The organism is Massilia agri, assembly GCF_024753255.1.
Taxonomy (GTDB): Bacteria; Pseudomonadota; Gammaproteobacteria; order Burkholderiales; family Burkholderiaceae_D; genus Telluria; species Telluria agri.
On sequence record NZ_JANUHA010000026.1, the window covers coordinates 30,397 to 52,208 of the forward strand.

At 65.4% G+C, this 21,812-nt stretch carries 23 protein-coding genes; 8 read left to right on the forward strand and 15 right to left on the reverse strand.

Going from position 1 to position 21,812, the window contains the following annotated elements:
- Nucleotides 1-108: 108 nt before the first annotated feature.
- Both pnp and rpsO read right to left on the reverse strand, forming a co-directional pair.
- On the reverse strand, nucleotides 109-2,211 hold the full coding sequence (pnp, locus tag NX780_RS23450) for a polyribonucleotide nucleotidyltransferase (protein ID WP_258830308.1): 2,103 nt from the start codon (nucleotides 2,209-2,211) through the stop codon (nucleotides 109-111).
- 274 nt (nucleotides 2,212-2,485) lie between these two features.
- Nucleotides 2,486-2,755, reverse strand: a complete 270-nt coding sequence (rpsO, locus tag NX780_RS23455) for a 30S ribosomal protein S15 (protein ID WP_027867691.1) — start codon at nucleotides 2,753-2,755, stop codon at nucleotides 2,486-2,488.
- A gap of 174 nt (nucleotides 2,756-2,929) precedes the next feature.
- Here rpsO and NX780_RS23460 point away from each other — a divergent pair, with 174 nt between their 5' ends.
- Entirely contained in the window at nucleotides 2,930-3,430 is a 501-nt protein-coding gene (locus NX780_RS23460) for a hypothetical protein (RefSeq protein ID WP_258830309.1), read from the forward strand.
- A gap of 61 nt (nucleotides 3,431-3,491) precedes the next feature.
- Here the strand turns inward: NX780_RS23460 and NX780_RS23465 are convergent, their stop codons facing one another.
- The 4 genes from NX780_RS23465 to NX780_RS23480 all read right to left on the reverse strand — a co-directional run bounded on the left by NX780_RS23465 (nucleotide 3,492) and on the right by NX780_RS23480 (nucleotide 6,906).
- Nucleotides 3,492-4,040 carry a GyrI-like domain-containing protein gene (locus NX780_RS23465; RefSeq protein WP_258830310.1) on the reverse strand — a complete coding sequence of 183 codons (549 nt, stop codon included), beginning with the start codon at nucleotides 4,038-4,040 and terminating at the stop codon, nucleotides 3,492-3,494.
- A 66-nt stretch (nucleotides 4,041-4,106) separates the two neighbouring features.
- Nucleotides 4,107-4,979, reverse strand: coding sequence for a CDP-diacylglycerol--serine O-phosphatidyltransferase (pssA, locus tag NX780_RS23470; RefSeq protein WP_258830311.1), 873 nt, complete (start codon nucleotides 4,977-4,979; stop codon nucleotides 4,107-4,109).
- Nucleotides 4,980-5,061: 82 nt separating this feature from the next.
- Entirely contained in the window at nucleotides 5,062-5,841 is a 780-nt protein-coding gene (locus tag NX780_RS23475) for an SIMPL domain-containing protein (RefSeq protein WP_258830312.1), read from the reverse strand.
- A gap of 147 nt (nucleotides 5,842-5,988) precedes the next feature.
- The gene (locus tag NX780_RS23480) at nucleotides 5,989-6,906 is read right to left on the reverse strand and encodes a LysR family transcriptional regulator (RefSeq protein ID WP_307733052.1); all 918 of its coding nucleotides are present in this window, start codon (nucleotides 6,904-6,906) and stop codon (nucleotides 5,989-5,991) included.
- Between the two features lie 96 nt (nucleotides 6,907-7,002).
- On the opposite strand from NX780_RS23480, the gene NX780_RS23485 reads away from it, so the two are divergent.
- Nucleotides 7,003-8,211 (forward strand): SGNH/GDSL hydrolase family protein, encoded by a 1,209-nt coding sequence (locus tag NX780_RS23485; protein WP_258830313.1) that lies wholly within the window; start codon nucleotides 7,003-7,005, stop codon nucleotides 8,209-8,211.
- The gene (locus NX780_RS23490) at nucleotides 8,208-9,314 is read left to right on the forward strand and encodes an alkene reductase (RefSeq protein ID WP_258830314.1); all 1,107 of its coding nucleotides are present in this window, start codon (nucleotides 8,208-8,210) and stop codon (nucleotides 9,312-9,314) included. The genes NX780_RS23485 and NX780_RS23490 overlap by 4 nt, the downstream gene beginning before the upstream one ends.
- 57 nt (nucleotides 9,315-9,371) lie before the next feature.
- On the opposite strand, the gene ilvC is transcribed toward NX780_RS23490, so the two are convergent.
- From ilvC to NX780_RS23505, 3 genes are read right to left on the reverse strand one after another with little or no spacing between them, the layout of a single operon-like run.
- A complete protein-coding gene (gene ilvC, locus NX780_RS23495) occupies nucleotides 9,372-10,388 on the reverse strand; it encodes a ketol-acid reductoisomerase (protein ID WP_258830315.1) in 1,017 nt (338 codons plus the stop codon).
- A gap of 57 nt (nucleotides 10,389-10,445) precedes the next feature.
- On the reverse strand, nucleotides 10,446-10,937 hold the full coding sequence (gene ilvN, locus NX780_RS23500) for an acetolactate synthase small subunit (RefSeq protein ID WP_027867685.1): 492 nt from the start codon (nucleotides 10,935-10,937) through the stop codon (nucleotides 10,446-10,448).
- Complete coding sequence (locus NX780_RS23505) at nucleotides 10,937-12,664, reverse strand: acetolactate synthase 3 catalytic subunit (RefSeq protein WP_258830316.1); 1,728 nt, start codon at nucleotides 12,662-12,664, stop codon at nucleotides 10,937-10,939. Before NX780_RS23505 ends, ilvN begins: the two co-directional genes overlap by 1 nt.
- 543 nt (nucleotides 12,665-13,207) lie before the next feature.
- On the opposite strand from NX780_RS23505, the gene NX780_RS23510 reads away from it, so the two are divergent.
- From NX780_RS23510 to NX780_RS23530, 5 genes are all read left to right on the forward strand, one after another.
- Complete coding sequence (locus tag NX780_RS23510; protein WP_258830317.1) at nucleotides 13,208-13,777, forward strand: RNA polymerase sigma factor; 570 nt, start codon at nucleotides 13,208-13,210, stop codon at nucleotides 13,775-13,777.
- Complete coding sequence (locus NX780_RS23515; protein WP_258830318.1) at nucleotides 13,774-14,172, forward strand: DUF3619 family protein; 399 nt, start codon at nucleotides 13,774-13,776, stop codon at nucleotides 14,170-14,172. The genes NX780_RS23510 and NX780_RS23515 overlap by 4 nt, the downstream gene beginning before the upstream one ends.
- A complete protein-coding gene (locus NX780_RS23520) occupies nucleotides 14,169-14,933 on the forward strand; it encodes a DUF3106 domain-containing protein (RefSeq protein WP_258830319.1) in 765 nt (254 codons plus the stop codon). Before NX780_RS23515 ends, NX780_RS23520 begins: the two co-directional genes overlap by 4 nt.
- Nucleotides 14,934-14,943: 10 nt before the next feature.
- Nucleotides 14,944-15,432 carry an RDD family protein gene (locus NX780_RS23525; RefSeq protein ID WP_258830320.1) on the forward strand — a complete coding sequence of 163 codons (489 nt, stop codon included), beginning with the start codon at nucleotides 14,944-14,946 and terminating at the stop codon, nucleotides 15,430-15,432.
- Between the two features lie 95 nt (nucleotides 15,433-15,527).
- A complete protein-coding gene (locus NX780_RS23530) occupies nucleotides 15,528-16,496 on the forward strand; it encodes an SDR family oxidoreductase (protein ID WP_258830321.1) in 969 nt (322 codons plus the stop codon).
- Here NX780_RS23530 and NX780_RS23535 read toward each other — a convergent pair.
- The 6 genes from NX780_RS23535 to hscA form a co-directional block, all read right to left on the reverse strand.
- Nucleotides 16,493-17,224 (reverse strand): rRNA pseudouridine synthase, encoded by a 732-nt coding sequence (locus NX780_RS23535; RefSeq protein WP_258830322.1) that lies wholly within the window; start codon nucleotides 17,222-17,224, stop codon nucleotides 16,493-16,495. The genes NX780_RS23530 and NX780_RS23535 overlap by 4 nt on opposite strands.
- Nucleotides 17,224-18,255, reverse strand: a complete 1,032-nt coding sequence (ltaE, locus tag NX780_RS23540) for a low-specificity L-threonine aldolase (protein ID WP_258830323.1) — start codon at nucleotides 18,253-18,255, stop codon at nucleotides 17,224-17,226. Before ltaE ends, NX780_RS23535 begins: the two co-directional genes overlap by 1 nt.
- A 16-nt stretch (nucleotides 18,256-18,271) precedes the next feature.
- Complete coding sequence (locus NX780_RS23545; protein WP_258830324.1) at nucleotides 18,272-19,150, reverse strand: class I SAM-dependent methyltransferase; 879 nt, start codon at nucleotides 19,148-19,150, stop codon at nucleotides 18,272-18,274.
- Nucleotides 19,137-19,331, reverse strand: coding sequence for a Fe-S cluster assembly protein IscX (gene iscX, locus NX780_RS23550; protein WP_258830325.1), 195 nt, complete (start codon nucleotides 19,329-19,331; stop codon nucleotides 19,137-19,139). Before iscX ends, NX780_RS23545 begins: the two co-directional genes overlap by 14 nt.
- 16 nt (nucleotides 19,332-19,347) lie before the next feature.
- Complete coding sequence (gene fdx / locus NX780_RS23555; RefSeq protein ID WP_258830326.1) at nucleotides 19,348-19,689, reverse strand: ISC system 2Fe-2S type ferredoxin; 342 nt, start codon at nucleotides 19,687-19,689, stop codon at nucleotides 19,348-19,350.
- Nucleotides 19,690-19,830: 141 nt separating this feature from the next.
- Nucleotides 19,831-21,720 carry a Fe-S protein assembly chaperone HscA gene (hscA, locus tag NX780_RS23560; RefSeq protein ID WP_258830327.1) on the reverse strand — a complete coding sequence of 630 codons (1,890 nt, stop codon included), beginning with the start codon at nucleotides 21,718-21,720 and terminating at the stop codon, nucleotides 19,831-19,833.
- Between the last annotated feature and the right edge of the window lie 92 nt (nucleotides 21,721-21,812).

Here is a 21,812-nt window from a genome sequence, read left to right on the forward strand (position 1 = left end):
ACATATTGTGACGGCTCAAAGCGCAGGCGCTGCCCATAAAAAAACCGCCAGGCTCACGCACTGGCGGTTTTCATGGGGAGCGGCGAACCGCTCAGGCTTGACGCAGAATTACTGCGCCGCGCCTTCCACCGGATCGGCAGCCTTCATCGACAGCTTCAGGCGGCCGCGCTCGTCGGTCTCGAGGACCTTCACGCGCACTTGCTGGCCTTCCTTCAGGTAGTCGGCGACGGCATTCACACGCTCGTTGGCGATCTGCGAGATGTGCAGCAGGCCGTCCTTGCCCGGCATGACTTGCACGATCGCGCCGAAGTCCAGCAGCTTGAGCACGGTGCCGTCGTAGGTCTTGCCCACTTCGACCGATGCGGTCAGCTCTTCGATGCGGCGCTTGGCTTCCTGGCCGGCGGCGGCGTCGACCGACGCGATCGTCACGATGCCTTCGTCGGTGATGTCGATCTGGGTGCCGGTTTCTTCGGTCAGCGCGCGGATGACGGCGCCGCCCTTGCCGATCACGTCACGGATCTTTTCCGGGTTGATGCGGATGGTGATCAGGCGCGGGGCGAAGTCCGACAGTTCGGTCTTCACGCTCGGCACGGCCTTCTGCATCTCGCCCAGGATGTGCTGGCGGGCTTCCTTGGCTTGCGCCAGCGCCACCTGCATGATTTCCTTGGTGATGCCCTGGATCTTGATGTCCATCTGCAGGGCGGTGATGCCGGCCGGGGTACCGGCGACCTTGAAGTCCATGTCGCCCAGGTGGTCTTCGTCACCCAGGATGTCGGTCAGGACCGCGAACTTGCCGCCTTCCTTGATCAGGCCCATGGCGATGCCGGCGACGTGCGCCTTCATCGGCACGCCGGCGTCCATCAGCGCCAGGCAGCCCCCGCAGACCGACGCCATCGACGAGGAGCCGTTCGACTCGGTGATTTCCGAGACCAGGCGCACCGAGTAGCTGAACTCTTCCGGGGTCGGCAGCGCGGCGACCAGGGCGCGCTTGGCCAGGCGGCCGTGGCCGACTTCGCGGCGCTTCGGGGTGCCCACGCGACCGGTTTCGCCGGTGGCGAACGGAGGCATGTTGTAGTGCATCATGAAGTCGTCGGTGTACTCGCCCATCAGCGCGTCGATCTTCTGGCTGTCGCGCGCGGTGCCGAGGGTGGCGACCACGAGGGCCTGGGTCTCGCCGCGGGTGAACAGGGCCGAGCCGTGGGTACGCGGCAGCACGCCGGTGCGGATCGCGATCGGACGCACGGTGCGGGTGTCGCGGCCATCGATGCGCGGCTCGCCGTTCAGGATCTGCGAACGCACGACCTTGGCTTCCATGTCGAACAAAATGTTGCCGACTTCGGCCGCATCGGCGTCGACGCCCTGGGTCGCCAGGCCGGCCATCACTTCGGCCGAGATCGACTTCAGCTTCTGCTGGCGCGCCGATTTCTCGCGGGTCTGGTAGGCGTCACGGATCTTCTCGGCAGCCAGGTCGCTCACGCGGGCGATCAGTTCTTCGTTCTTCGGCGCCGGGCTCCACTCGACTTCCGGCTTGCCGCCTTCGGCCACCAGGTCGTGGATCGCGTCGATGACGGCCTTCATCTGGTCGTGGCCGAAGACGACCGCGCCCAGCATGACTTCTTCCGACAGTTGCTGCGCTTCCGATTCCACCATCAGCACGGCGGTCTCGGTGCCTGCCACGACCAGGTCCATCTGCGAGGTCTTGAGCTGGGTGGTGGTCGGGTTCAGGATGTACTGGCCGTTCGCGTAGCCGACGCGCGCCGCGCCGATCGGGCCATTGAACGGGATGCCGGCGATGCACAGCGCAGCCGAGGCGCCGATCATCGACGGGATGTCCGGGTCGATCTCGGGGTTGACCGACAGGACGTGGATGATGACCTGGACTTCGTTCAGGTAGCCTTCCGGGAACAGCGGGCGGATCGGACGGTCGATCAGGCGCGAGGTCAGGGTTTCTTTTTCCGAAGGACGGCCTTCGCGCTTGAAGAAGCCGCCCGGGATCTTACCGGCTGCGTACGTTTTCTCCATGTAGTCGACGGTCAGCGGGAAGAAATCCTGGCCCGGCTTGGCGTCCTTCTTGGCGACCACGGTGGCCAGGATGACGGTGTCTTCGACCGACACGACGACGGCGCCGCTTGCCTGGCGCGCGATTTCACCCGTCTCCAGGGTGACCGTGTGTTGACCGTACTGGAAGGTTTTCGTAACTTTGTTAAACATGGGTAATCCCTTTCATTTTGCCGACAGATTTTCAGGAGCTGTCGTTCACCTCACCACGAAGAGTGTGTGAAAAAACCGCCGGGGCAAGGCGCCGAGTCGAAGACAGTACGCTAGTACGGCGAGACGAGGCAACGCAGCCATGGCGGAATTTTTCACGCACTCGGACGGAACATTTCCGTCATTACTGCGAAACAACTAACAAATCAGAAACAAAAAATGCCCGCGACAGGTATCTGGCGCAGGCATTTCGTGACTAAATCGTCTTGACCAACGATTACTTACGCAGGCCGAGCTTGGCGATCAGGTCGCGGTAACGGTTCGCGTCTTTGCGCTTCAGGTAAGCCAGCAGGCTCTTACGACGGTTAACCATCATGATCAGGCCACGACGCGAGTGGTGATCTTTCTGGTGTGCCTTGAAGTGGCCGTTCAGCTCGTTGATGCGTGCGGTCAGCAGTGCAACCTGGACTTCCGGCGAACCGGTATCGTTCTGGCCACGTGCGTTGTCCGCGATGATCGCGGCTTTGTTGATGTTTTCTACGGTCATGATGTTACCTTTCACATGCGGTGCATGAGTCGAAACCCAGCGCACCGTGATTGTTTAAATACCTGTCCAAATCGGACAGACCCGCCAGTATAGGGGAAAACCCGGCGTGCGGCCACTGTTTGCATCGCCTGGATGGTGCATCATGGGGTTTTCGGGCTTTATGAGGGCCAAACCATGGATAAATTGATCAGAATTACAACACTCGCTGCTCTTCTCCTGCTCGGCGGCTGCGCCGGGATTCTCCGCCAGGCGCCCACCATCGGCGACTCGGCCGAAGTGGTCCAGCAGAAGATGGGGGCCCCCACGGCCATCTACGGCGCCGGCCACGAGCGCATCTTCGAATACGCGACCGGGCCGATGGGCCAGCAGACATACCTGGCGCGCATCGGCGCCGACGGGCGGCTGGTCTCCTACGAGCAGGTGCTGACCAGCGAGAAGTTCGCCACCATCAAGATCGATTCGGCGAACAAGGAAGAAGTTCTGCGCACCGTGGGCCGTCCTGCCGAGACTTCGCGCGTGGCGCTGCGCAACTACGACGTCTGGTCCTACCGCTACAAGGAAGCCGGGGTGTGGAATTCGCTCATGCACGTGCACTTCGACCAGCAGGGCGTGGTGCGGCAGATGATGAACGGGCCCGATCCGATGTACGAGCCGAAGGAGCGCGTCGGCTGGTAGCCTGACGAGCACCAGCTGGCCGGCGCGCGGCGCTGCGCCTACCGCATCGTGCCGATCGCGGTCACGCCATCGGCTGGCGGATGATGGTTTTCCAGCGGGACGGGTCGCCGCGGCGGATATCGCTCAGGTAGATCTCGTGGTGCTTGCCCGCCAGGGCGCCGCGCTCCTCGATGAAGGCGTGGACGCGCGCGATCGTCGGCCCCTCCTCGCTGAACGGCCCGACGTGCAGGACCTGGGCGCAACGCCCCTCGTGGAAGGTTTCCAGGCGCAGCGCATCGAGCGCCGGCAAGCCCTTCTTTGTGCGTACCTGTTCGATCGCCGCGTGGACAAGGGACTCCTCCACGAGGTCGGGCTGGTTGATCATCATCGTCCACTTCCACTGCGTACGGTCGTTGGAAATGAAGGATGAGAGGTCATCGGCCCACCACAGGCCCTCGAGCGGCATGACGGCGTAGTCGATGGCGTCCGCACCTTTTTTCAGCATGAACTTGGCCGTGTACGACACCGAGAAGAGCGCTTCCACCGCCTGGACATAGGCCGGCGAGGTATTCGGGTCGCCCTCCCCGTCGATCATCAGGAAGCGCAGCGGCGGCACATCCACCTGCACCACCTGCTTCGCGCCGGGCTGGTACAGTGCTTGCGCTCCCGCCTGAAATCGATCTTCGCCACGTCCACCCTAGCGGCGCACGCCGCCGGTATCGTCCTCGTCATCGTCCAGCGGAATGATGCTGACCGGCTTGCCCTTGGCCGCGCGATACGCGAACACGGCGTAGCCGGACAGGCCGTAGATCACGAAGATCGGCCACAGCACCTTGGGCGGGTCGATCGCCACCAGCGCGAAGCCGAGCGCGATCAGGAACACCACGATGAAGGGCACCGACTTGCGGAAGTTGATGTCCTTGAAGCTGTAGAAGGGCACGTTCGAGACCATGGTGAGACCCGCGAACACGGCGATCGCCCAGCTCACCCAATCGACCTGGCGCGAGCTGACGTTGATGTCCGGGTCCGTCATCATCATGATGAAGCCGACCACCAGGGCGGCGGCGGCGGGGCTCGGCAAGCCCTGGAAGAAGCGCTTGTCGACCACCTGGATATTGGTGTTGAAGCGGGCCAGGCGCAGCGCGGCGCCGGCGCAGTAGATGAAGGCCGCGATCCAGCCGAGTTTACCCAGGCCGCGCAGCGACCATTCATAGATCACCAAGGCCGGGGCGGCGCCGAAGGAGACCATGTCGGACAGCGAGTCATACTGGGCGCCGAATTCGGACTGGGTGTTGGTCAGGCGGGCGATGCGTCCGTCCAGGCCGTCGAGAACCATGGCGATGAACACGGCCCAGCAGGCGTGCTCGAAGCGCTGGTTCATCGCCATCACGATCGCATAGAAGCCGCAGAACAGCGCGCCGGTGGTGAAGGCGTTGGGCAGCAGGTAGATGCCGCGCCCGCGCTCGCCTTCCAAGCGGTCTTCCGCCCTCCTCCCGAAGCGTTTCAAACGGGAAAAACGGGGCGATTTCGGCGCTGCGCCTGGCGTCCTGCGTCGTGGAAAGGTTGGCATAGGGGTCCGTGTCAGTAATACAGTTAGCTGCATTATAGAGGCGCGGACCCCTCGTTAGCGAATCGCTACTGTTGCGTGAACATTATTTGAAGCGAACCTTGCCGACCAGACGCATCTGCAAGGTGGTTTCGCCCGGCTCGAAGCTCGGCTCCGGGACCTCGTCGGCCATCTCGCGCTTGGCGCTCATGCGCATCATCTGCGGCGCGGCCGCGGCCTGGGCGTCGCCCGCATAGTTGCCGGAGCCCTCGAAGTCGACGGTGTCGAGCACGGCTTCCTGAGGCTGGCGGCCCATGGCGCGGGCGATCGAGACGATGCGCTCGTTCAGGTTGCGGTAGGTCGCGGCGATGCGCTGGTCGTCCAGGCGCTTTTCCAGTTCCGGGCTCAGGCCGAAGTTCACGCCGTTGATCTGCAAGACTTTCTGCGCGGCAGCAGCGGTCTTCGGCAGCGCGGCCAGGTTCTTCGTCTTGACTTCCAGGTACTGGCCGACGCGCCAGGCGATCGGCACCGGTTTCGCGGGAGCGCGGGTGGCCGGCTGCGGCATCGGCGGCACTTCAGGGTAGACCGGATAGGTGTAGTAGCCCATGGTCTTCAGCTCGGCTTGCGGGTCGGCGCGGCGCACGATGTCCGTGCCTTCCTTCATCTTGCGGTTCACACGCGCCGCGGCGGCGGCCTTGTCCTTGTCGTGCTCCTCGACGGCAAACATCATGGTCGCCTGGTCGTTGGCGTGCTTGACCTCACCGAAGGCGGGGACCACGACCAGGGTGCCGGTAGTGGCCGGGGCGGCGGCCTGGGTCTGGGCCTGGACCTGCGCCTGGAAGGCCAGCACCAACGCTGCGGCGACGAGGGATTTCGAAAGTTTCATTGTTGTTCTCCAGTATGTATGACGAATGTCGGCGTCACTTATACGATACCGGGCCTGGGACATCTATCGTGATTTTGTAATGAACAGTTGCAAAACACCAAGTGGCGTAACAGCTGTCTTGAATTGTCTCGGCGCGATTGCAATTGATTACAAGGCAGGGCTCGGCAGCTCGAAGCCCGGCAGGGCGCGTATCCGGTCGATCGCGAAATCGATGAAGAGGCGCGCGCGCAAGGGCTGGAAGCGGCGCGAGGGATACAGCAGATACAAATCCTGGGGGCTGGCCGACCAGTCCGGCAGCACGCGGACCAGCTCGCCGCTATCCAGCAAGTCACGCACCAGCCACTCGGGACATACGCCGATGCCACTGCCAAGCATCAGTGCTTCGCGTATCGCCAGCGCATTGTTCACGCGGTAGCGGCTCGAAGTCGGCACCTGCAGCTCTTCGCCCTCGCGGAACAGCGCGAGGGCGTTTCCCGGCGTCCAGGCGAACCGTACGAAGTCGTGCCCGGACAGATCCTGGGGCGTCGCCGGCGTCCCTCTCGCCGAGAGGTAGCCGCTTGACGCAACCAGCATGCGCGGGATCGTCGCGAGGCGCCGGCCGACGGCATCCGGCGGCAGCGCACCGCCGAGGCGGAAGGCAATGTCGACGCCCTCTTCCACGAGGTCGACGAAGCGGTCGTTGAGGATCAGTTCGATCTCGATCGCCGGATGCGCCGCCAGGAATTGCTGGACGATCGCATTCAGACGGTATTGCCCCAGCGCGACCGGCGCATTGACGCGCAGGACGCCGGAGGGCTTGCCGCTCATGCCCTGCACCGCGCTGACGGCGGCATCGTACTGTTCGAGCACCAGCCTGGCGTCGCGGTAGAACTGCTGCCCCTGCTCGGTCGGCGACAGGCCGCGCGTGCTGCGCTCGAAGAGGCGCACGCCCAGGTCGTCCTCGAGCTGGGCCAGCAGCTTGCTCACGGTCGGCTGGGTCGTGCCCGCTTCCCGCGCGGCCGCGGACAGGCTGCCCAGTTCCAGGGTGCGCACAAAGAGGCGCATGGCGCGCAGGGTATCCATCATTCATTCCAATTCGGAATATCAGACCTTCCATCCTACCATCTTCATTTCGATTTTCGAATGACCTATCGTGGAACCACTTTAACGATGGAGAACACGATGACGACCCTACGCACTTCGATCGCCCTGCTTGGCCTGACGCTTGCACTCGGCAGCGATGCTTCTGCCGGCAACTGGACCACCTCCTGGTACGCGGCCCCGCAGCCCGGTTGGGACCAGCATTTCATCCTGCCGATGAACGTCCCGGCCCTGCTGGAAAAGCAGACCATACAGGAATCCCTGCGCCTGAGCACCGGAGGCGAGCGCGTCAGGCTGGTCTTCTCGAACCGCTATGGCCGCGACACGCTCGCGCTCGGCGAAGTCCGCGTGGGACTGGCCGGGCAGGAAGCGCAGCCGCAGGTCGTGCGCTTTTCGGGCAAGACCGCCTCCACGATCGCGCCCGGCGGCAGCCTTGTGAGCGATCCGGTTCCACTTTCCGTCCCGGCGCTGGCGCGCCTGGACGTGAGCACCTGGCTGCCCGCACGCACCCCGGTCACGAGTTTTCACTGGGGCGGACAGCAGACTTTCCGTCTGAGCGATGGCAAGAATTCTCCGCAGCGGGCCGAAGGCCGCCTCTTCCTGAGCGCCGTGCAGGTCGATGCCGGACCGGACGCGCGTACCGTGGTCGCCCTGGGCGACTCGATCACGGACGGCAATGGCTCGACCCCGGACGCGGATCGCCGCTGGCCCGACTTCCTGGCCCAGCGCCTCGCACCGCATGGTGTCGCCGTCGCCAATGCCGGCATCTCCGGAGGCCGCCTGCTCAGGGACGGCATGGGCGAGAGCGCGCTGGCGCGCTTCGAGCAGGATGTCCTGAGCCAGCCGGGCGTCTCGGACGTCATCGTCCTGCTCGGCATCAACGACATCGGCTGGCCCGGCAGCCCCTTCGCGCCTGGTGAACAGGCCGTGACGCTGGACGAACTGCGCGCCGGTTACCGGAAGCTGGCCAGGGCGGCCCATGCGCGCGGCCTGCGCATCACGGTCGGCACCCTGCCGCCCTTCGAAGGCGCACTCGAAGGCACGCCCTTCGCCGGCCACTACAGCCCCGCCAAGGAAAGCTTGCGCCTGCAGCTGAACGACTGGCTGCGCGGCGCGGGCCTGTTCGATGCGGTCGTCGACTTCGACGCGGTGCTGCGCGATCCCGAGCGGCCGCAGCGCATGCGCCCCGCATTCGATTCGGGCGACCATCTGCACCCGGGCGATGCCGGCTACCGCGCCATGGCCGAGGCCATCGACATCGCTCCCATGCTGCCGAAGGTGCGGCCATGAACGCGACGCTGTTCGACTCCTTCAGGCTGGGCGAGCTGGCCCTGCCGAACCGCATCGTCATGCCGCCGATGACGCGCGCACGCGCCGGCGCCGCAGGCGTGCCGACTGCGCTCATGGCCGAGTACTACCGCCAGCGCGCGACAGCAGGCCTGATCATCACGGAAGGCACCCAGATCAGCCCCGAGGGCCAGGGTTATGCCTGGACACCCGGCATCCACACACCGGAACAGCTGCGCGGCTGGCGGCAGGTCACCACGGCGGTGCACGCAGCCGGCGGCAGGATCTTCGCCCAGCTCTGGCACGCCGGCCGGCTGTCACACGTCTCGCTGCAGCCGGGTGGCGCCGCACCGCTCGCACCTTCGGCGCTCCTTGCCGAGGGCGTGCAGGTCTTCATCGATCCGGACAGGCTGGGCGCGGAGGCGGCGCAAGGGCGCAAGGTCCGGCACTCGGCGCCACGCGCGCTCGAGACCGGCGAGATCGAAGACATCGTCGGCCAGTTCGCCCAGGCCGCGCGCAATGCCATCGCGGCCGGCTTCGACGGGGTCGAACTGCACGGCGCGAACGGCTACCTGATCGAACAGTTCATCGATTCCGGCAGCAACCAGCGGAGGGACCGCTACGGCGGCTCGCTCGCCAATCGCCTGCGCTTCCTGCAGGAGGTGGCGCAGGCAGTCGTCGCGGCGATCGGCCCGGAGCGCGCCGGCGTGCGCCTGTCGCCGCTGACTTCACTGCAGGGCGCGGTAGACGACACGCCGCAGGCCACCTACCTTGCCGCCGCCCGGCTGCTGGACGATATCGGGGTCGCCTACCTCCATATCGCGGAAGCGGACTGGGACGACGCGCCGCCCATGCCGCCCGCGTTCAAGGAAGCCCTGCGGCTGGTCTATGGGGGCGCGATGATCTACTCCGGCCACTACGACCGCGCGCGTGCGGAAGAAGCGCTCGCACGCGGATGGGCCGACCTGGTCGGCTTCGGCCGCCCCTTCATCGCCAATCCCGACCTGCCGCGCCGCCTGCAGTCCGGCGCCAGCCTGCAGGAGGGTGACCCGGCCACCTATTTCGGCGGCGGTGCGCGCGGCTATATCGACTATCCGGCGCCATGAAAAAAAGCGGCAAGCGCCTGCACAGCGCTTGCCGCCCTTCGGGTAGAAACAGGAAGCTTAGTTCTTCGACTGGTCCACCAGCTTGTTCTTCGCAATCCACGGCATCATCGCGCGCAGCTTGGCGCCGACTTCCTCGATCTGGTGTTCCGAGGTCAGGCGGCGGCGCGAGATCAGGGTCGGGGCGCCGGCCTTGTTCTCGAGGATGAAGCTCTTCGCGTACTCACCGGTCTGGATGTCCTTCAGGCACTGGCGCATCGCGTCCTTGGTCGCCGAGGTGACGACTTTCGGGCCGGTGACGTACTCGCCATACTCGGCGTTGTTCGAGATCGAGTAGTTCATGTTGGCGATGCCGCCTTCGTAGATCAGGTCGACGATCAGCTTCAGCTCGTGCAGGCACTCGAAGTAGGCCATCTCCGGCGCGTAGCCCGCTTCCACCAGGGTCTCGAAGCCGGCCTTGATCAGTTCGACGGTACCGCCGCACAGCACGGCCTGTTCGCCGAACAGGTCGGTCTCGGTCTCTTCGCGGAAGTTGGTCTCGATGATGCCGGCGCGGCCGCCGCCGTTGGCCATGGCGTAGGACAGCGCGATGTCGCGCGCCGAGCCCGATTTGTCCTGGTAGACGGCGACCAGGTGCGGCACGCCGCCACCCTGGCGGTAGGTGCCGCGCACGGTGTGGCCCGGGGCTTTCGGCGCGATCATGATGACGTCGAGGTCGGCGCGCGGCACGACCTGGCCGTAGTGAACGTTGAAGCCGTGGGCGAAGGCCAGCGCGGCGCCCTGCTTGGCGTTCGGTTCGACGTTGTTCTTGTAGACCTCGGCGATGTTCTCGTCCGGCAGCAGGATCATGATGACGTCGGCGGCTTTCACAGCCTCGTCGACTTCGGCGACTTTCAGGCCGGCCGCTTCGACCTTGTTCCAGGAAGCGCCGCCGCGGCGCAGGCCGACGGTGACGTTCACGCCCGATTCGGAGAGGTTCTGGGCGTGGGCGTGGCCTTGCGAGCCGTAGCCGATGATGGCGACGTTCTTGCCTTTGATGAGGGAGAGGTCGCAGTCTTTGTCGTAGAAAACTTTCATGTTCATTCCTTAATAATTTTTAAATGTGTGAATACGTGCAGTCGTTGAGCTACGACGTCAGACTTTGAGGATGCGTTCGCCGCGGCCGATGCCGGAGCCGCCGGTACGGACGGTCTCGAGGATGGAGGCGCGGTCGATGGCGTCGATGAAGGCGTCCAGCTTGCTCTTGGCGCCGGTCAGCTCGATCGTGTAGGTCTTCTCGGTCACGTCGATGATGCGGCCGCGGAAGATGTCGGCGGTGCGCTTCATCTCTTCGCGTTCCTTGCCGACCGCCCGCACCTTGATGAGCATGAGTTCGCGCTCGATGTGCTGGCCTTCGGTGAGGTCGACCACCTTCACCACCTCGATCAGGCGGTTCAGGTGCTTGGTGATCTGCTCGATGATGTCGTCCGAGCCGCTGGTGACGATGGTCATGCGCGACAGGGTCGCGTCTTCGGTCGGCGCCACGGTCAGGGTTTCGATGTTGTAGCCGCGCGCCGAGAACAGGCCGACCACGCGCGACAGCGCGCCGGCTTCGTTCTCGAGGAGGACGGAAATGATGTGTCGCATTACAGGTCCTCCGAGCCGAGCAGCATTTCAGACAGGCCGGAACCCGCCTTGACCATCGGCCAGACGTTCTCGCTCTGGTCGGTGATGAAGTTCATGAACACCAGCCTGTCCTTCATGGCGAAGGCTTCGCGCAGCGAACCCTCGACATCGTTCGGATTCTCGATGCGCATGCCGACGTGGCCATAGGCCTCGGCCAGCTTCTCGAAGTCCGGCAGCGAATCCATATAGGACTCGGAATAGCGCGAACCGTAGTCGATCTGCTGCCACTGGCGGACCATGCCGAGGAAGCGGTTGTTCAGCAGGATGATCTTCGGCGTCAGGTGGTACTGCTTGCAGGTCGCGAGCTCCTGGATGCACATCTGGATCGAGCCTTCGCCGGTGACGCAGGCGACCGTCGCGCCTGGGTTCGCCATCTGCACGCCCATCGCGTAGGGCAGGCCGACGCCCATGGTGCCCAGACCGCCCGAATTGATCCAGCGGCGCGGCTTGTCGAAGCCGTAGTACTGGGCAGCCCACATCTGGTGCTGGCCGACGTCCGAGGTGATGAAGGCGTCGCCGTCGGTCACCTTGTGCAGCAGCTCGATGACGCTCTGCGGCTTGATGACCTCGTTCGAACGCGGATAGGCCAGGCAGTCGCGGCCGCGCCATTCGGCGATCTGCTTCCACCACGCCTGCAGCGCATGCGTCTGCGGCTGCGCCGTCGATGCGTCCAGCTGCGACAGCAGCTCGACCAGCACGTCCTTGACGTTGCCGACGATGGGAATGTCGACCTTCACGCGCTTCGAGATCGACGAGGGGTCGATGTCGATGTGGATGATCTTGCGCGGGTTGGAGGCGAAGTGCTTCGGGTTGCCGATCACGCGGTCGTCGAAACGGGCGCCGATGGCGATCAGGACGTCGCAGTTCTGCATCGCCATGTTCGCTTCGTAGGTCCCGTGCATGCCCGGCATGCCGACGAAATGCGGGCTCGAGGAGCGCGAGGCGCCCAGGCCCATCAGGGTATTCGTCACCGGGAAGCCGGTCTTCTCGACCAGGCGGTTCAGCTCATTCGAGGCATTGGCCAGGATCACGCCGCCGCCCGCATAGATCATCGGACGTTCGGCGCCCTGCAGCAGCTGCACGGCCTTGCGGATCTGGCCCGCATGGCCCTTGTCCACCGGCTTGTACGAACGCATCTCGATCTCGCGAGGGTAGTCGTACACGCACTTGTGCATGCTGATGTCCTTCGGGATGTCGACCAGCACGGGACCGGGACGGCCGGTGCGGGCGATGTAGAAGGCTTTCTTGATGGTCGATGCCAGGTCCTTGACGTCCTTGACCAGGAAGTTGTGCTTGACCACCGGGCGGGTGATGCCGACGGTATCGCATTCCTGGAAGGCATCCTGGCCGATCGCATGGCTCGGCACCTGGCCGGTAATGACGACCATGGGGATCGAGTCCATATAGGCCGTGGAAAGGCCGGTGACGGCATTGGTCACGCCCGGACCGGAGGTCACGAGGGCAACGCCGACGGTGTTGGAGCTGCGGGAATAGGCGTCTGCGGCATGCACCGCGGCCTGTTCGTGGCGGACGAGAACGTGCTGGAACTTGTCCTGCTTGAAGATCGCGTCGTAGATGTAGAGGACTGCCCCGCCGGGATAACCGAAGACGTGCTTGACGCCCTCTTCCGCGAGACAACGCACCACAATTTCAGCACCCGTGATGGGGGCTGATGTTTCGTTACTCATGTTCATTCCTTTCAAGACCCAATGGGAGTTTGATCGGATGCCCGTTCCTAACGAGGTGCGACTGACGCAACAACCCTCATGCTTCCCTTCTCTCTGCGTGGCACGTCCGTGGTTCAGGTCGCCGTAGGGACCTTACGCACGAGCGCTGGGCGCAACTCGTTCGGCTTGAGTGTTTGTTGGCGGTGGGACGCATCTCTCGCGCTTGTGGCGCGGGTCGGAGCAAACTGCCTACAAATGAAAGCGCGTCAATCCGGAATGGGCGTGTGGGCCTGGACCGGATGACTTGGGAGCTTCGGGGGTGCAAAGCGTTGGAACACATTACTGCGTTGCACCATTTTGGTCAAGCCTTCAACATGAAAATTTATTGACGGTCCAAAATGGTGCGTTGACGGCCTCGGCACTGCCTTCCTTGGCATGTTCTACAGGCAAGCGCACGCCCTGAAACGGCCGCGCTGCGCGATTTGGATGCGCGTGCCATGGTTTTTTGCTAGCATTCGTCAGTTTTCCTCACGGCATTCGCATCACACGCCCTTTCAACCACGCATGGCCACAGACAAAGAACTCAACGACTTCCTCGAGAATGTCGAACGGCGTGCGTTCAAGCAGGCGGTGTATGCGGTCCGCAAGGACGAGGCGGCCCTCGACATCGTCCAGGATGCGATGATCAAGCTGGCCGAGAAATACGGCGACAAACCCGCCGCCGAGCTGCCGATGCTGTTCCAGCGCATCCTGCAGACCACCATCCTCGATTACTTCCGCCGCGAAAAAGTCCGCAATACCTGGATCAGCCTGTTCTCGGGCTTCAGCCGGCCGGACGGGGACGACGAGGAGTTTGATATACTTTCCTCGTACGAAGCGGAGGAAGGGACGGCCGCTGCGGAGTCGAGCGCAGACCAGTATGAACGGGCCCAAACCTTGCGGCTGATCGAACAAGAGGTAGAAAAACTCCCGGCGCGTCAACGGGAAGCCTTCCTCATGCGTTACTGGCAGGATATGGACGTGGCCGAGACGGCCGAAGCGATGGGCTGTTCCGAGGGTAGCGTCAAAACACATTGCTCACGTGCAACTCACACCCTCGCCGAGGCGCTGAAGGCCAAGGGAATCAAGCTATGAACACGGACGACATCAACCTCGCGTACAAGATACGCCATGCCCTGAACGAGAACCTCGACGCACTGCCGGCTTCGACGACCGACCGGCTGGCGGCGGCGCGCGCGGCCGCCCTGGCGCGCAAGAAGGCCGATGCGGCGCCCGCCAGGCCGGGCAAGCGTCCGCTGTTCGATTTCAACGCTTTGTTCACCGGCCCAGCGCTGGCGCGCCTGGGCGTGGCAATCCCGATGCTGGCCCTGGTCATCGGCATGGGCGGCGTCTACCAGTACGAGCAACAGCAGCGCATCGCCGCCCTGGCCGATATCGACGCGGCCGTGCTGGCCGACGAGCTGCCGCTGACCGCGTACCTCGACCATGGTTTCAACGCCTACGTGGAGTCGCAGCAGCGCAAGCAATGACGAAGCCCGCTCAGAAGCCCCGTATCGCCGTTGTTGCAACTGCGGCAGCGGTCTTGATTGCCGGGGCCGCGACCTGGGCGGTCTACAACCGGTCCGCATCGACGGCGCCCGGCGCCTCCAGTGCCAATACGGCGGACACCACGGCGGTCGGCGCCAAGCCGGTCGCCAAGACCCTGGACAAGCCCCTGTGGCGCGAACTGTCGCGCAACCAGCAGGCGGCGCTCGCTCCCCTGAAGCCCGAATGGGACCAGCTGGAAGGCATGCGCAAGCGCCGCTGGCTCGAGCTGTCCGCGCGCTTCGCCTCCATGAGCCCCGCCGAGCAGAAGCGCGTGCACGACCGCATGCGCGAATGGATGCGCCTCACGCCCGAGCAGCGCAACCTCGCCCGCGAAAACTTCAACAAGACCCGCAGGCTCGATCCGGGCAGGAAGGCCGCGACCTGGGAAAGCTACAAGCAGCTGTCCGAAGCCGAAAAGCGCAAGCTGGCCCGCTCCGGCAAGCAGCCGCAGGGCGTGCCCTCGATGCCGCATTCGCCGATGATCGACACGCCCGTGACCTGCCCGCCGGGCGCGATGCGGCGCGGGACGTCCTGCATCATGCCGACGCCGGCGCCCGCCACGGCGGCAAACCCGGCCCCGGCCGTACCGGCCACGGCGCCGGCGGCTGTTCCGGCAAGCCCTTCAACTGCCGTTCCTCCCGCACAGAATGCATCCAATGCAAGCAGCCCAAGCAACGCCAGCGCCAGCAACGCCAGCAACTGAGCCAATCAGGGTGGAGACGCCGAGCGTGCGGCGGCGCCTGATGGCCATGGTGTACGAGGCCTTCTGCCTGTTCGCCGTGTGCGCCTTTGCGATCGGGCTGTACATGCTGCTGACCCTGAACAGCCAGCATCCGGTGGCGAAGATCGGCATGAACCTGTGGCTGGTGGCCGTGGCCGGCGCCTATTTCATGTGGTGCTGGATCGACAGCGGCCATACGCTGGCCATGAAGACCTGGCGCATGAAGGTCGTCAAGGTGGGCCATGCGAAGGTGCCGTTCAGGACGGCGCTGCTGCGCTATGTGCTGGCCTGGGGCTGGTTCGCGCCGGCGATGATGGTGTGCTGGGCATTCGGCCTGCACAAACCGGGCCAGATCGCCATCGCGCTGGCGGTGGGCATCGTGCCATGGGCGATGACGGCGCTGTTCGACCGCGACCGCCAGTTCCTGCATGACCGCCTGGCCGGCACCCGGCTCATCGCCCTGCCCAAGCGCAAGCGCTAGACGCACCGAGGCTTGCCGCGCGGCATTCGAACGCGGCACTACCCAAAACCACGGAATAATCGGCAGCTTCCAACCATCTTGAAGAAAGGTGAGCCATGAAGCTTTCGAACACCCGCGTCGTCATCATGGGCGCATCGAGCGGCATCGGCGCCGCGACCGCCGTCGCTTTTGCCCGCCAGGGCGCCCGGCTGGTGCTGGGCGCGCGCGGCAAGGCGGGCCTGGAAGACGTCGTGCACCGTTGCCGCCAGGCCGGCGGCGAGGCCGAGGCAATCGTCGTGGACGCGATCGACGCCGACGCGGTCGCGGCATTCGCACGCGAGGCCCGCACCATCCTGGGCCGCATCGACCTCTGGTTCAGCAATGTCGGCGCCGGCGTGGTCGGCAAGTACGCCGAAGTGCCGATTGCCGACCACCGCCGCGTGATCGAGACCAATCTCCTCACCCACATGAACGACGCCCACGCGGTGCTGCCGATCTTCCTCGAGCAGGACCACGGCATCTGGGTCAACATGATCTCGAGCGGCGGCTTCGTCGCCGCGCCTTACGCGGCAGCCTACTCGGCCAGCAAGTACGGCCTGCGCGGCTTCAGCGAGGCCCTGCGCGCCGAACTGGGCAAGCGGCCCAACATCCACGTCTGCGACGTCTACCCTACTTTCGTGGATACGCCAGGGTTCAGCCACGGGGCCAACTACACCGGCGCGAAGCTGTCCTATCCGCCCGGGGTGCTGTCGCCGGAAAAGGTGGCGGATGCCGTCGTCGACCTGGCGCGCCGTCCCCGCCCGACGACGGCGGTGGGCGCGCCGGCGACCCTGTTCAGGCTGAGTAACTTCGCGGCGCCGAACCTGATCGCGTCCGCCATGAATACCTACCTGGACAGGTGGGCGAAGCGGGCCGACCGCGTACCGGACACGCGCGGGGCGCTATACGAGCCGCCACGCGGCGCGAGCGGAATCCATAGCGGAGAGCGCAGGCCCGCGCAGCCGCAGAACAAGGCGCTGATTGTCGGCGCCGTGGCGCTCGGGGCCGCCGTGGGGATGGGGCTGTTGCGGAGGCGCTCCGGCTAGAAGCGCTCGTAGTCGAGCAGGTAGCGCCACTGGCCTGCCTGCAGGCCCGCCATCGGCACGCGGCCGATGCGGATGCGCCGCATGTCGACGATCTCCAGCCCGACTTCCCGGCACATGTGGTCGATCAGGCCGGGCTTGACGCCCTTGAGGGCGAAGCGCAGGCGGTGTTCGCTCTGCCAGCTGACCTTCATCGGAGGGATCGGCTTGCCGTTGAAGTTCAGGCCGTGGTTCAGCAGCGCCAGGCCGCCTTCCTTGATGGCGCCGCTGACGTCGACGATGAATTCCTGCTCGACGCGATCGCCCTCTTCCACCAGCTTGCGCGCCACGCGGAAGTCCTGGGTGAAGACCACCAGCCCGCTCGCATCGGTTTCCAGCGGGTTGGTCAAGGTCAGCTTCGCAAGGTGCCGCTTGAGGAAGCGCGGCTGGCCGTGGCCCTGCGCCAGCGATTCCGGCGTGAGGCAGGCGAGCGCGGATTCACCGCGCGCACCGACGCCGGAGTTCATCCCGGCCGGCTTGTGCAGCAGGATGGTGACCGGCGGCGCCTCTTCCGACGATGCCCCGGGCAGCAAGCGCACATCCTGCGAGGGCAGGACGCGGCTGGCGGGATCTTCGACCACCTGGCCGTCGACGCTGATGCCGCCGCCGGCGATGTAGCGCTCCGCCTCGGCGCGCGAGCAGCCCAGCTGCGCGGCGACGCGCTTGGCCAGGCGGATGGCTTCGTCAGTCATCAGGCCCGCCAGTCAGCGAAGAAGGCGGTGAACACCTCGACGGTGCGGGCAACGTCGGCGGCGCTCACGTCCAGGTGGGTCACGAGGCGGGTGCGCGGGCCGATTGAGGCGCGGATCTGCGCACGGGCCAGGGCCTGGCGCAGCGGTTCGCAGGCCGCAAGGGGGATGTCCAGCCAGAAGATGTTGGTCTGCGGCGTGCCGACCTTGAGCTGCCCGATCTGCGACAGGCCGCGCGCCAGCTCGGCGGCATTGGCGTGGTCGTCGGCGAGGCGCTCGACGTTGTTCTCCAGCGCGTACTGCGCAGCCGCCGCCAGCACGCCGGCCTGGCGCATGCCGCCGCCCAGCATCTTGCGCCAGCGCTTGCCCTGCTCGATGAAGGCTTTCGGGCCCAGCAGGACCGAGCCGACCGGAGCGCCCAGGCCCTTGGACAGGCAGACCGAGACGGTGTCGAAGCCTTGCACCGCTTCGCGGAGCGTGACACCGTTCTTGACGGCCGCATTGGCGATGCGGGCGCCGTCCAGGTGGGTGGCCAAGCCCTTCGCATGGGCCAGGTCGGTCGCCGCCTTGACGTAGTCCTGCGGCAGCACGCGCCCGCCGATGGTGTTTTCCAGCGCCAGCAGGCGGGTGCGCGCGAAGTGCATGTCGTCGGGCTTGATGTAGGCCTCGATGTCGCTCAAGGCAATGCTGCCGTCCGCCTGGTTGACGATCGGCTGCGGCTGGATCGAACCCAGCACCGCGGCGCCGCCGCCTTCGTACTTGTAGGTGTGGGCTTCCTGGCCGACCAGGTACTCGTCGCCGCGACCGCAGTGGGTCATCAGCGCGATCAGGTTGGTCTGGGTGCCCGAAGGGGCGAACATGCCGGCCTCATAGCCGAACAGCTCGGCGGCATAGTCCTGCAGGCGGTTGACCGAAGGGTCGTCGGCGTAGACGTCGTCACCGACTTCGGCGGCGGCCATCGCGGCGCGCATCGCCTCGGACGGCTGGGTGACGGTGTCGCTGCGCAGGTCGATCCAATTGTTCGTGTCGCTCATCTCGTTCTCAGTCCGCTTAGTTTGCTTCAACAGGGGTATAGAAGCGCTGCTTCATTTCGTCGAGGCCCAGCTCGGCCATCACTTCCTGCAGGCGCTCGGCCGGACGGCGGCGCGGCAGGTTCTTGTAGGTGGCGACGATGAGTTCGTTCTTCATCGAATGCTCCCAGCCCACCAGTTCCGTCACGGTCACCTGGTAGCCGTGCGCCTCGAGCTGCAGGCAGCGCATCACATTGGTGATCTGGCTGCCGAACTCGCGGGTGTGGATCGGGTGGCGCCAGATCTCGGTCAGCGCGCTGCGGCCCAGGTCCCTGCCCTTGTTCTTGCGCAGCACGCTCGCCACTTCCGCCTGGCAGCACGGGACCAGCACCATGTGCCTGGCCTTCTTCTTCAGTGCGAAATCGATGGCGTCGTCGGTGGCCGTGTTACAGGCGTGCAGCGCGGTGACGATGTCGACCGTCTCGGGCAGCTTGCTTGACGTGGTCGATTCCGCGACCGACAGCGGCAGGAAGGACATGCCGCTGAAGCCCAGGCGCGCGGCCAGCTCGGTCGATTTGCTGACCAGCTCTTCGCGCGTCTCGATGCCGTAGATGTGGGAGCCGTCCTCCAGGCCCTTGAAGAACAGGTCGTAGAGGATGAAGCCGAGATAGGACTTGCCGGCGCCGTGGTCCACCAGCGATACGGTCTGCTTCTCTTCCCGCACGCTGTCGAGCAGCGGCTCGATGAAGTTGTACAGGTGGTAGACCTGCTTGAGCTTGCGGCGGCTGTCCTGGTTCAGCTTGCCGTCGCGCGTGAGGATGTGCAGTTCCTTCAGCAGCTCGATGGATTGGCCGGGGCGGACTTCTTCCGGCAGGGTGGTGGCCGCTGCCGGCTTGGTGGTGTTCTTAGCGTGCTTCATCGATCCATGCTGCCTGAATGGCTTCCAGTACCCGTTCGCCGCCGCGCGTACGGTCGTCGCTGAAGTCCTCGAGACCGACGACCCAGTTGTGCAGGTCGACGAAGCGCACGGTGGCGGGGTCGACGTCCGGGTACTTCTCGTACAGTGCCTCGGCGATGGCCGAGACGTCAGTCCACCTCATGGCAGGCCTCCCTGGCTCAGTGGTTCTTCTCTGCTGCGTGGTTGATGGTGTACTTCGGGATCTCGACGACGAGGTCTTCATCGGCAATGATCGCCTGGCAGGACAGGCGCGAGTTCGGCTCCAGGCCCCAGGCCTTGTCCAGCATGTCCTCTTCCTTTTCTTCCTGCTCGTTCAGCGAGTCGAAGCCTTCGCGCACGATCACATGGCAGGTGGTGCAGGCGCAGACGCGGTCGCAGGCGTGTTCGATCTCGATGTCGTTTTCCAGCAGGACGTCGCAGATCGACTTGCCGGCCGGGGATTCCAGCACGGCGCCGTCAGGGCAGAAGACTGGGTGGGGGAGGATGACGATTTGTGGCACTTGATAACCTCAGTTGTATGTTTTTTGTTGGGTGGACCGGGCCACGAAAGGCGGCTCTGCCGTCCGCGCGTCCAACTCACGGTCGATCCGTGGCGGCGCATACCCAAGTTGAACGCGCGGTCGGCGAAGCCGACCACCCTACTAGACCTCGTCCAGCGACTTGCCGGCCAGCGCCTTGCGCACGCTCTTGTCCATGCGGCGCGCCGCGAATTCCTCGGTGCCCTTGGCCAGCGCCTGCACCGCCGCGTGCAGCCCGTCCTGGCGCTGCCCCGCTTCGAGCGACGCGTCGTTCGAGCGATGGATGGCGTCACGCACGCCATGCACCAGCTTCGCGACTTCGTCCTGCTCCGCATCGCTCAGCAGCTCGGCATCCGCATCCAGCGCCGACTGCGTCGCCAGCAGGATGCGCTCGGCCTCGACCTGCTCTTCGCGCAGTGCGCGCATCTGCATGTCGCCCTGGGCCGAGGTGTAGGAATCCTGCAGCATGCGCGCCACTTCGTCGTCGCCCAGGCCGTAGGACGGCTTGACGGTGATCGACGCCTCCACGCCCGAACGGGTTTCGCGCGCCGAGACCGACAGCAGGCCGTCGGCGTCGACCTGGTAGGTCACGCGGATGCGCGCCGCGCCGGCCGCCATCGGCGGGATGCCGCGCAGCTCGAAGCGCGCCAGCGAGCGGCAGTCGGAGACCAGTTCGCGCTCACCCTGCACCACGTGCACGGCCAGGGCCGTCTGGCCATCCTTGAAGGTGGTGAATTCCTGCGCACGGGCGCAGGGAATCGTCGAATTGCGCGGGATGATCTTCTCGACCAGGCCGCCCATGGTCTCGATGCCGAGCGACAGCGGGGTCACGTCGAGCAGCAGCCAGTCGTCGCCTTCGGCGCGGTTACCGGCCAGCAGGTTCGCCTGGATGGCCGCGCCCAGCGCCACCACCTTGTCCGGGTCGATGTTCGCGTGCGGGATGGTGTGGAAGAAGTCGCCCACCGCGCGGCGCACGTGCGGCATGCGGGTGGCGCCGCCGACCATGACCACGCCGTCGACGTCCTCGACTGAAACGTCGGCGTCGCGCATGGCCTTGCGGATCGCATTCATGGTCTTGGCAACCAGGTGCTTGGTGATCTCGGCGAAGGTCTGCGCCGTGATCGTCACCTGCACGATTTCGCCCGACTTCAGGATCGCCTCGATCGTCGTTTCTTCATTGGTCGACAGCAGTTCCTTGGCCTGGCGCGCCTTGACCATCAGGGTGGCGGTGTCGACTTCGGACAGCGGCGCCAGCTTGGCCTGCTCGACGATCCAGCAGAACAGGCGGTGGTCGAAGTCGTCGCCGCCCAGGGCCGAGTCGCCGCCGGTGGACAGCACTTCGAACACACCCTTGGAGAGCTTCAGGATCGAGATGTCGAAGGTGCCGCCGCCGAGGTCATAGACCGCATAGATGCCTTCCTTGCCATGGTCGAGGCCGTAGGCGATGGCGGCGGCGGTCGGTTCGGACAGCAGGCGCAGCACGTTCAGGCCGGCCAGCTGGGCCGCGTCCTTGGTCGCCTGGCGCTGGGCGTCGTCGAAATAGGCCGGCACGGTGATGACGGCGCCGACCAGTTCGTCGCCGAGCGAATCCTCGGCGCGCTGGCGCAAGGTGGCGAGGATCTGGGCGGAGGTCTCGACCGGGCTCTTCACGCCGGCCACGGTGTTGATCTGCACCATGCCGGGGCCATCGACGAAATCGTAGGGCAGGTTCTCGGCGTGGGCGATGTCGGCCAAAGCCCGGCCCATGAAGCGCTTGACCGAGACGACCGTGTTCTTCGGGTCGGTGGTCTGGTGCGCCTGCGCCTTGTAGCCGATGTTGGCATTGCCGTTGGGGAGGTAGCGCACGACCGACGGCAGCAGCGGACGGCCGTCCTCGTCGCTCAGCACTTCCGGGCTGCCGCTGCGGACAGTGGCAACCAGCGAGTTGGTGGTGCCCAGGTCGATGCCGACCGCCAGGCGGTGCTGGTGCGGGGCGGTGGACATGCCGGGTTCGGCGATTTGGAGTAGTGCCATGGTCGTGTTACCTGTTTATTTTTCTTTGCTGCGATGTGGCCGGGGGGGGGGGGGGGGGGGGGGGGGGGGGGGGGGGGGGGGGGGGGGGGGGG

What these genes read in the sequence shown, in the direction of transcription:
- ltaE (WP_258830323.1), bottom strand. Translation starts at nt 18,255, where the DNA reads ATGAGCGACACGAACAATTGGATCGACCTGCGCAGCGACACCGTCACC.
- NX780_RS23505 (WP_258830316.1), bottom strand. Translation starts at nt 12,664, where the DNA reads ATGAGTAACGAAACATCAGCCCCCATCACGGGTGCTGAAATTGTGGTG.
- NX780_RS23535 (WP_258830322.1), bottom strand. Translation starts at nt 17,224, where the DNA reads ATGACTGACGAAGCCATCCGCCTGGCCAAGCGCGTCGCCGCGCAGCTG.
- NX780_RS23515 (WP_258830318.1), top strand. Translation starts at nt 13,774, where the DNA reads ATGAACACGGACGACATCAACCTCGCGTACAAGATACGCCATGCCCTG.
- NX780_RS23530 (WP_258830321.1), top strand. Translation starts at nt 15,528, where the DNA reads ATGAAGCTTTCGAACACCCGCGTCGTCATCATGGGCGCATCGAGCGGC.
- NX780_RS23490 (WP_258830314.1), top strand. Translation starts at nt 8,208, where the DNA reads ATGAACGCGACGCTGTTCGACTCCTTCAGGCTGGGCGAGCTGGCCCTG.
- ilvN (WP_027867685.1), bottom strand. Translation starts at nt 10,937, where the DNA reads ATGCGACACATCATTTCCGTCCTCCTCGAGAACGAAGCCGGCGCGCTG.
- NX780_RS23485 (WP_258830313.1), top strand. Translation starts at nt 7,003, where the DNA reads ATGACGACCCTACGCACTTCGATCGCCCTGCTTGGCCTGACGCTTGCA.
- NX780_RS23510 (WP_258830317.1), top strand. Translation starts at nt 13,208, where the DNA reads ATGGCCACAGACAAAGAACTCAACGACTTCCTCGAGAATGTCGAACGG.
- hscA (WP_258830327.1), bottom strand. Translation starts at nt 21,720, where the DNA reads ATGGCACTACTCCAAATCGCCGAACCCGGCATGTCCACCGCCCCGCAC.
- rpsO (WP_027867691.1), bottom strand. Translation starts at nt 2,755, where the DNA reads ATGACCGTAGAAAACATCAACAAAGCCGCGATCATCGCGGACAACGCA.
- NX780_RS23460 (WP_258830309.1), top strand. Translation starts at nt 2,930, where the DNA reads ATGGATAAATTGATCAGAATTACAACACTCGCTGCTCTTCTCCTGCTC.
- NX780_RS23520 (WP_258830319.1), top strand. Translation starts at nt 14,169, where the DNA reads ATGACGAAGCCCGCTCAGAAGCCCCGTATCGCCGTTGTTGCAACTGCG.
- iscX (WP_258830325.1), bottom strand. Translation starts at nt 19,331, where the DNA reads ATGAGGTGGACTGACGTCTCGGCCATCGCCGAGGCACTGTACGAGAAG.
- NX780_RS23545 (WP_258830324.1), bottom strand. Translation starts at nt 19,150, where the DNA reads ATGAAGCACGCTAAGAACACCACCAAGCCGGCAGCGGCCACCACCCTG.
- NX780_RS23480 (WP_307733052.1), bottom strand. Translation starts at nt 6,906, where the DNA reads ATGATGGATACCCTGCGCGCCATGCGCCTCTTTGTGCGCACCCTGGAA.
- pnp (WP_258830308.1), bottom strand. Translation starts at nt 2,211, where the DNA reads ATGTTTAACAAAGTTACGAAAACCTTCCAGTACGGTCAACACACGGTC.
- NX780_RS23475 (WP_258830312.1), bottom strand. Translation starts at nt 5,841, where the DNA reads ATGAAACTTTCGAAATCCCTCGTCGCCGCAGCGTTGGTGCTGGCCTTC.
- pssA (WP_258830311.1), bottom strand. Translation starts at nt 4,979, where the DNA reads ATGCCAACCTTTCCACGACGCAGGACGCCAGGCGCAGCGCCGAAATCG.
- ilvC (WP_258830315.1), bottom strand. Translation starts at nt 10,388, where the DNA reads ATGAAAGTTTTCTACGACAAAGACTGCGACCTCTCCCTCATCAAAGGC.